Genomic DNA, 8,139 nt, shown 5'->3' on the forward strand with positions numbered 1-8,139 from the left:
TTTCTTGGCTGCTTGGTGAGGCGGCAGCTCAATGGTTCAAATCCGCCCGCTGCCCCGGCCCTGCAACCGAATGGAAACAACATCAGGCGTGTCGAATGCAAGGGCGAACGATCGCCAATCCAATTTATGTAAATAATGAAAAGGGCGAGGAGCCTGAAAGACCCCTCGCCCGTAGAACTCGGCCGTTACTTACCGGGCTTGTACCAGCTGTCGAGGCCCTTCTGGAGCTTCTTGGCAGCATCGTCCGGCGTATCCGTGCCGTTGATCACGTTTGCGGATTCAGTCCAGGTTTCATTTTCCAGATTCGGCGTACCGCGCGACAGGATCTGATAGGTCGAGCGAACGGTCGACTTGTGATTATCACGCCAGGAGACGAATTCCTGCGCAAGCGCATCGCTCATCTTTACCGGGTGCGAGTTCAGGCTGAAGAAGCCCGGCAGCGAGTTGGCATAGATGTTGGCGAACTCGTCGGAAGCGACCCAGCTCAGGAACTTCTTGGCTTCTTCCTGATGCTTGCTCTTAGCGTTCAGGCCGACGCCGATATCCGGATGATCGGAGATGTAGGCAGTGTCACCGGCCTTGGCGACCGGCGGCGGGAATGCACCCATCTTGAACTGAGCCTGGGTGTTGAAGAGAGCAATTTCCCAGGAACCAGCCGGATAGATCGCGGCCTTGCCAAGTGTGAAGAGGTTCTGGCTATCGGAATAGCTTTGTGCTTCGAAGCCGTCGCCGAGATAGGGCTTCCACTTGGCCAGCTCCTTGTAAGGGTCGACCCACGGAGCGTCCGTCAGCTTTTCCTTGCCAGCGATGAGAGCCTTGCGGCCTTCCTCACCCTTCCAGTAGTTCGGGCCGATATTCTGGTAGCCCATGGTTGCGGCTTCCCAGAGATCCTTCGTGCCCATGGCCATCGGAATGTAGGTGCCATCGGCCTTGATCTTATCGAGAGCAGCAAAAAACTCATCGCGTGTCGCCGGGACCTTCAGGCCGAGCTTGTCGAACGCATCCTTGTTGTAGATGAAGCCGTGAATAACGGACGCCATCGGCACGCAGAAGGTCGACTTGCCATCATCGGTCGACCATGCGGCCTTGGCGACAGCCGAGAAGTTTTCCAAGCCCTTCAGCTTGGTCAGATCAACAAGGTGCTTCTTGTTGAAAAGGTCGAGCGAGGCATCGAACGGACGGCAGGTGATGATGTCGCCTGCGGAGCCGGCGTCGAGCTTGGCGTTCAGCGATGCATTGTATTCGGTCGGAGCCGTCGGCGAGAAGACGATCTTGATACCCGGATTCTTCGCTTCGAAAGCCGGGATGATCTTTTCCTGCCAGATCTGCAGGTCGTCGTTACGCCAGCTTTCAACCGTCAGCGTTACATCGGCCGCATGCGCCAGACTGACCGAGGTCAGCAGACTGGATGCAAGAAGCAAGCCTTTCAGAACATTGGTTTTCATTTCCCTCTCCTGTTTTCCGCGCCATGGCAAGGCGCTGTTTTCGATCTGAAATCCGCTGGCCTGTCCGAGGAAACGGTCAGCGCTCCGCAGGGACCGCCAATATTGCCGACCCCCCATGCAAAAGGCTTCAGAGGCACTCTGCCCGATCAGCCGGATCAATTGCCGCCTGCCGCAACCTGGATGGAGGCGCTGCAAGAACCATGCGGGAATTCACGACCAATGCCGAAGCGAGATCCTCCTGATCCGAACGGTGGGACAACGACGAGATGCGCGTCTTTGACACTCACCTACCGGCTGTTGTTTTTTGCCGGCTGTATCGATGTCCATTCGTATTGTTCCCTTGTGGCGAATTAAGGCCAAAAAAATACCAATTGTCCAGCCGATTTTAACTTTCAGATATAAAAATATCGGAGAAAATAAATTTCCATATGTATTTCAAATGGATGTCAGCAAACAAAAATGAGCGCGCCGCCTATTGGTAAATGGTATTTTTTTGGTATTGTATTGAAAAGCGGGGAACATGCGGCATCCGGAGGCATGATGGGGCAGTTTGCAATTGGTATTGACGGTGGCGGAACAAGTTGCCGGGCGGCGGTCATAAACGGCACCGGGCAAGTGCTCGGCACCGGTAAGGCCGGTGCCGCCAATATCCTCTCCGACCTGGAAAACTCGTTGATCCATATCGTCGCCTCGGCAAAACAGGCGCTGATCGATGCAAAGCTGGACCCGGAACTGCTACGGAAACTACCTGCGGTCATCGGAACCGCCGGAGCCAATGTCGGAAATTATGGCAAACGGGTCGAAGGTGCCCTGCCCTTTGCAAGCACACGCGTGGTCACCGATGCGACAATTGCGCTCCAAGGTGCGCTCGGCGACGCCGACGGGATTATCGGCGCCTTCGGCACCGGCTCCGTCTACAATGCCCGCCGTGATGGCAAGAGTTGGGGCATCGGCGGCTGGGGCTTTGTCGTCGGCGATCAGGCCAGCGGCGCGCGCCTTGGCCGCGACCTGCTCGAACGAGTTCTTCTCGCGCATGATGGAGTATTGAAGGGCTCGGCGCTGACGGCTTCGATCATGGCCGAATATGGCAACGACCCGGAACGGGTCGTCGAATTTGCCCACGTATCGAAGCCCAAGGATTTCGCCCGCTACGCTCCGATCGTGTTCGAATATGTCGGCCTGGAGGATGTCGTTGCCGTCGACATCGTTAGAACGGCGGCGAGATCCATAACCGAGAGCCTTGATGCATTGCTTTGGCCGGGATGCCCTTCGATCTGCCTTCTCGGCGGCCTTGCCCAAGCCTATCGTCCCTGGCTTGATGAACGGCACAAGGCGATTCTCGCCGAACCCAAGGGAGATGTCTTGCGCGGCGCCGTGGAACTGGCAGCAAAATTGCTGCAGGGTGGAGAGGGAACCAGGGCATGACCGAGGATTTGAGCGCGATCTTCTCGCCGGAGCGCCTTTCGGGAGGCGGCACGGGTCCGCTGTATGTCAAGCTGCGGCGCACGCTTGAAGAAGCCGTGAAGATCGGAAGACTGAAACATGGCGACGCGCTTCCACCGGAACGTGATATCGCCGAATTCGCCGCGGTCAGCCGCGTCACCGTACGCAAGGCAATCGACGATCTCGTCGCCGAAGGCATCCTTGTTCGCCGCCATGGTTCCGGCACCTTCGTCGCTAAACCCGTTTCCAAGGTGGAGCAACGGCTATCCCAGTTGACGTCTTTCACGGAGGACATGGCCCGACGGGGGATGACCGCTCGTTCCGAATGGCTGCACAAGGGCGTGCATACGCCCTCCCCGGACGAAATGATGATCCTCGGCCTTGCGGCCGACACCAAGGTATCGCGGTTGAGCCGCCTGCGCATTGCCGACGATCAGCCGCTCGCGATCGAGCACGCCAGCGTCTCCGGTGAGTTCCTGCCGGATCCGTCTGTCGTGACGACATCGCTCTATGCAGAACTGGAAAAGCGGCAGGTGCGCCCGGTTCGCGCCGTTCAGCGCATATCCGCAACCAACATGAAAGAGGCCGATGCCGGGCTGCTCGGCGTCCCCGTGGGAGCCGCAGGCCTCTCGATCGAGCGTATCTCCTATCTGGGTTCCGGCCGAGCTGTGGAGTTCACGCGATCACTCTATCGCGGTGATGCCTATGATTTCGTTGCTGAGTTGACGATAGGCGCGAGCTAGCGAAAAACTGCGAGCAGAAAAACGTTTGGAATCAAAAAAACGCCGCCCCGGCTTGAGTAGCCGGGGCGGCGTTTTCATGCAGAATCAAATTCCAAGCAAAACAGTTCAAGCTATTGAAATGACCAAAATTCAGGCTGCGTCGTCCACGGCCGCGTCACGCTTTTCAGGCACATAGTTGAGAACCGGGCCTAGCCAGCGTTCAACCTCGGCGACAGGCATGCCCTTGCGGGCGGCATAATCTTCCACCTGATCGCGTTCGACCTTGGCCACACCGAAATAATAGGATGACGGATGACCAATGTAGATACCAGAGACGGATGAGCCCGGCCACATTGCATAGCTTTCCGTAAGGGTCACGCCCGTTGCCGCTTCGGCATCGAGCAAGCGGAAAAGCGTATCCTTCTCGGTATGATCAGGCTGCGCCGGATAGCCAGGCGCCGGGCGAATGCCGGCATAGGCTTCAAGAATGAGTTCCTCGCTCGATAAGTTTTCGTCAGCAGCATAACCCCAGAACTCCCGCCGCACGCGCTCGTGCATCCGCTCAGCGAAGGCCTCGGCAAAGCGATCGGCTAGTGCCTTCACGAGGATCGACGAATAATCGTCATTCGCCCGTTCGAAACGCTCGGCGATGGCCACTTCCTCGATGCCGGCAGTAACGACGAAGCCGCCAACATAATCGCTCACACCGGTTGAAACCGGTGCCACGAAATCCGATAGAGCCACATTCGGCCGACCGTCCCGCTTCGACAGTTGCTGACGCAGCGTGTAGAAAGTCGCAAGTTCCTCGCTGCGGCTTTCATCCGTAAACAGCCTGATATCGTCACCGACCGCAACCGCCGGCCAGAAGCCGATGACCGCGCGCGGACGGAACCAGTTCTCCGCGATGATCTTCTCCAGCATCGCCTGTGCGTCGCCATAGAGCTGCCGTGCCGCCTCTCCCTGCTTCTCATCCTCGAGAATGGCTGGGAAACGCCCCTTGAGTTCCCAGGTCTGGAAAAACGGCGTCCAGTCGATATATTTCGCCAGCTCGGCAAGATCGTAGCTGTCGAATACTTTGGTTCCGAAGAACTGCGGCTTGACCGGCTTGTAGCTCGACCAATCCACTTTCTCGGCATTCTCGCGCGCCCTTGCGATCGGCAGGCGCACCTTCTCCGCCTCGCTGCGCGCATGGGCAGCCGCGACCTTGGAATATTCAGCCCGAACGGTATCGATATAGCCCTGCCGCGCATCCGGCGATAGCAGCGCGGATACGACGCCAACGGCGCGGCTCGCATCCGTAACGTAGACAGTTTGCCCCCGGTGATAGCCGGGATGGATCTTCACCGCGGTATGGACGCGGCTCGTAGTGGCGCCACCGATCAGCAATGGTATATCGAAGCCCTGCCGCTCCATCTCGGAAGCGACATGCACCATTTCGTCCAGAGACGGCGTGATCAGCCCCGACAGACCGACAATATCGACCTTCTCGGCGATCGCCGTCTCAAGGATCCTCGTCGCCGGCACCATGACGCCGAGATCGATGATTTCGTAATTGTTGCAAGCAAGAACGACGCCAACGATATTCTTGCCGATGTCGTGCACATCGCCCTTGACGGTCGCCATCAGCACCTTGCCGGCCGACTGCCGTTCACCGCCGCCGCCATTGGCGAGCTTTTCGGCCTCCATATAAGGCAGCAGCACGGCAACGGCCTGCTTCATGACGCGGGCGGATTTCACCACCTGCGGCAGGAACATCTTGCCCGAACCGAAAAGGTCGCCAACGACATTCATGCCCGCCATCAAGGGACCTTCGATGACATGCAGCGGCCGCTCTGCGGCCTGACGCGCTTCCTCGGTATCGGCCTCGATATAGTCGGTAATGCCATTGACCAGCGCATGCTCGAGCCGCTTCTCGACCGGCCATTCTCGCCAGGAAAGATCCTGCGCCTTGGCCTCCTTGCCGCCAGCTCCGCGGAAACGCTCGGCAATTTCAAGCAGGCGCTCAGTGCTGTCAGGCCGGCGGTTGAGCACGACGTCTTCGCAGGCTTCCCGCAGTTCAGGGTCGATATTATCGTAAACCGCAAGCTGACCGGCATTGACGATGCCCATGTCCATACCCGCCTGAATGGCATGGTAGAGGAACACGGCATGCATGGCCTCGCGGACAGGTTCATTGCCGCGAAACGAGAACGACAGGTTCGACACGCCGCCGGAAATATGAACCAGCGGCATGGTCTTCCGGATCGTCCTCGTCGCTTCGATGAAGTCGACGCCGTAATTATTGTGTTCTTCAATACCGGTCGCCACGGCAAAGATGTTCGGATCGAAGATGATATCTTCCGGCGGCAGGCCAGCCACTTCCGTCAGCAGTTTGTAGGCACGCGAGCAGATCTCGACCTTGCGCTCATAGCTGTCTGCCTGCCCCTGTTCGTCAAACGCCATGACGACGACGGCCGCACCGTACATCCGCATCAAACGAGCCTGCTTGAGGAAGTTCTCCTCGCCTTCCTTCAGGGAGATGGAATTGACGATCGGTTTGCCTTGAACGCATTTCAGGCCGGCCTCGATGATCGAGAACTTCGAACTGTCGATCATGACAGGAACACGGGCAATATCCGGTTCGGCGGCGATGAGGTTGAGAAACTCTACCATCGCCTTTTCGGAATCGATCAGGCCCTCATCCATATTGATGTCAATCACCTGCGCACCGTTCTCGACTTGATCGCGCGCGACGGCAAGCGCAGCCGTGTAATCGGCATTGGTGATGAGCTTGCGGAATTTCGCCGAGCCGGTGACGTTCGTGCGCTCGCCGACATTGACGAACGGGATGTCTTTGGTGAGCTCGAACGGTTCCAATCCCGAGAGCGACATGAAGGGACGATGCTCGGCAGGCTGCCTTGGCGGATATTTCGAAACCGCCTGAGCGATCGCAGCAATATGCTCCGGGGTCGATCCGCAGCAGCCGCCAACGATATTGACGAGTCCTTCGCGCGCAAACTCCTCGACCTGAGCCGCCATCATCTCGGGCGTTTCATCATACTGACCGAATTCATTCGGCAAACCGGCATTCGGATAGGCGCAGATGAAGGTATCCGCAGCGGCCGAAAGCTCCTGCAGATGCGGCCGCATGGCATTGGCGCCGAGCGCACAATTGAGGCCGATAGTAAAGGGACTGGCGTGGCGCACGGAATTCCAGAACGCCGAAGGCGTCTGACCTGACAGCGTGCGGCCGGAAAGATCGGTAATCGTGCCCGATATCATGATGGGCAGACGAACGCCCTTGGCTTCGAAGCGCTCCTCGCAAGCAAAGATCGCGGCCTTGGCGTTCAGCGTATCGAAAATCGTCTCGATCAGAATGATATCGGCGCCGCCGTCGATCAAACCGTCGATCTGCTCGCCGTAGGCTAGGCGCAGATCATCGAAGCTGACGGCACGATAGCCGGGATTGTTGACGTCGGGCGAGATCGAAGCCGTACGATTCGTCGGACCGATGGCACCGGCAACGAAACGGCGCTTGCCATCCTCGCGCTCGGCGCGGATCGCCGCGCGGCGGACGATCTCGGCGCCCTCCTTGTTGAGATCGTAGACCGCACCTTCCATCTGGTAGTCCGCCTGCGCAATGCGGGTGGAAGAGAAGGTGTTGGTCTCGAGGATATCCGCACCCGCCTTGGCATAGCGATAATGAATCTCTTCAATCGCATCGGGCTGAGTCAGAATGAGGAGGTCATTATTGCCCTTCTGGTGGCACGCGCAGCCGATGAATCGATGGCCGCGAAATTGATCCTCGTCGAACCCGAGCCCCTGGATCTGCGTGCCCATGGCGCCGTCAAGCACAAGGATTCGTTCGCTTGTAGCCTTTCTCAAGGCCTCGAACACTTCGCTGCCGTCGCGCTTCGCCGTTTCCGAACCAAAAAGAGTGTCAAACATAAGCGAATTCCTCTGGCCTAATTGCGACTTCGCAACCAGATCACATAAAGATATCTTTATGTCAACATATCTACGCTCATGTTCGGTGGAGCGCAAGCACGCCTCTTCTATAGTTGTGTTCTTTCAGGAAAAGACAGACTAGGCCACATACCCATAAAATAGTTTTGGATTTGAAGAGTTTGTGATTCATTGTCTCTGAGGCTTGGAGGCAGTGATGGCGCGCTTTGATTTGACGGATTTCGAATGGTCTGTGATCGAACCTCTTCTGCCGACCAAGGTTCGGGGTAAGGCCCGCGTTGATGATCGGCGCGTCTTGAATGGGATTTTCTGGCGGCTGAGAACTGGTGCGCCGTGGGCGGATATTCCAGCGCGCTATGGCCCCTATACGACCTGCGTAAACCGCTTTAACCGGTGGCGTCATGCGGGGCATTGGGGGCGTATTCTCGACGCAATATCAGAAGCTTACGATGGCGATATCCAGATGATCGACAGCTCGTCAATCCGCGTTCACCAACATGCTGCCAACGGTCAAAAAAAGACGAGCGATCCGGTTGCATGGGTCGCTCGCGCGGCGGGCTGACAACCAAAATTCATGCTCTTGT

4 protein-coding genes and 1 pseudogene are annotated in these 8,139 nt (G+C 57.7%); 3 read left to right on the plus strand and 2 right to left on the minus strand.

Annotated elements, in window-relative coordinates; all coding sequences use genetic code 11:
* Positions 1-185 precede the first annotated feature (185 nt).
* The gene (locus tag PH552_RS28600) at positions 186-1,445 is read right to left on the minus strand and encodes an ABC transporter substrate-binding protein (protein WP_112342601.1); all 1,260 of its coding nucleotides are present in this window, start codon (positions 1,443-1,445) and stop codon (positions 186-188) included.
* 540 nt (positions 1,446-1,985) lie between these two features.
* Here PH552_RS28600 and PH552_RS28605 point away from each other — a divergent pair.
* Both PH552_RS28605 and PH552_RS28610 read left to right on the plus strand, forming a co-directional pair.
* The gene (locus PH552_RS28605; RefSeq protein WP_113249418.1) at positions 1,986-2,870 is read left to right on the plus strand and encodes a glucosamine kinase nucleotide-binding domain-containing protein; all 885 of its coding nucleotides are present in this window, start codon (positions 1,986-1,988) and stop codon (positions 2,868-2,870) included.
* On the plus strand, positions 2,867-3,631 hold the full coding sequence (locus PH552_RS28610) for a GntR family transcriptional regulator (RefSeq protein ID WP_112342603.1): 765 nt from the start codon (positions 2,867-2,869) through the stop codon (positions 3,629-3,631). The genes PH552_RS28605 and PH552_RS28610 overlap by 4 nt, the downstream gene beginning before the upstream one ends.
* A 129-nt stretch (positions 3,632-3,760) precedes the next feature.
* Here PH552_RS28610 and metH read toward each other — a convergent pair whose 3' ends face one another.
* Positions 3,761-7,537, minus strand: a complete 3,777-nt coding sequence (metH, locus tag PH552_RS28615) for a methionine synthase (RefSeq protein WP_285166458.1) — start codon at positions 7,535-7,537, stop codon at positions 3,761-3,763.
* 214 nt (positions 7,538-7,751) lie between these two features.
* Between metH and PH552_RS28620 the strand changes: the two are divergent.
* Positions 7,752-8,139: pseudogene (locus PH552_RS28620) on the plus strand (IS5 family transposase); the annotation flags it as partial.

It is taken from the genome of Rhizobium aureum (genome assembly GCF_030182495.1).
In the GTDB taxonomy this organism is placed as follows: domain Bacteria; phylum Pseudomonadota; class Alphaproteobacteria; order Rhizobiales; family Rhizobiaceae; genus Rhizobium; species Rhizobium tropici_C.

What these genes read in the sequence shown, in the direction of transcription:
- PH552_RS28605 (WP_113249418.1), top strand. Translation starts at nt 1,986, where the DNA reads ATGGGGCAGTTTGCAATTGGTATTGACGGTGGCGGAACAAGTTGCCGG.
- metH (WP_285166458.1), bottom strand. Translation starts at nt 7,537, where the DNA reads ATGTTTGACACTCTTTTTGGTTCGGAAACGGCGAAGCGCGACGGCAGC.
- PH552_RS28600 (WP_112342601.1), bottom strand. Translation starts at nt 1,445, where the DNA reads ATGAAAACCAATGTTCTGAAAGGCTTGCTTCTTGCATCCAGTCTGCTG.
- PH552_RS28610 (WP_112342603.1), top strand. Translation starts at nt 2,867, where the DNA reads ATGACCGAGGATTTGAGCGCGATCTTCTCGCCGGAGCGCCTTTCGGGA.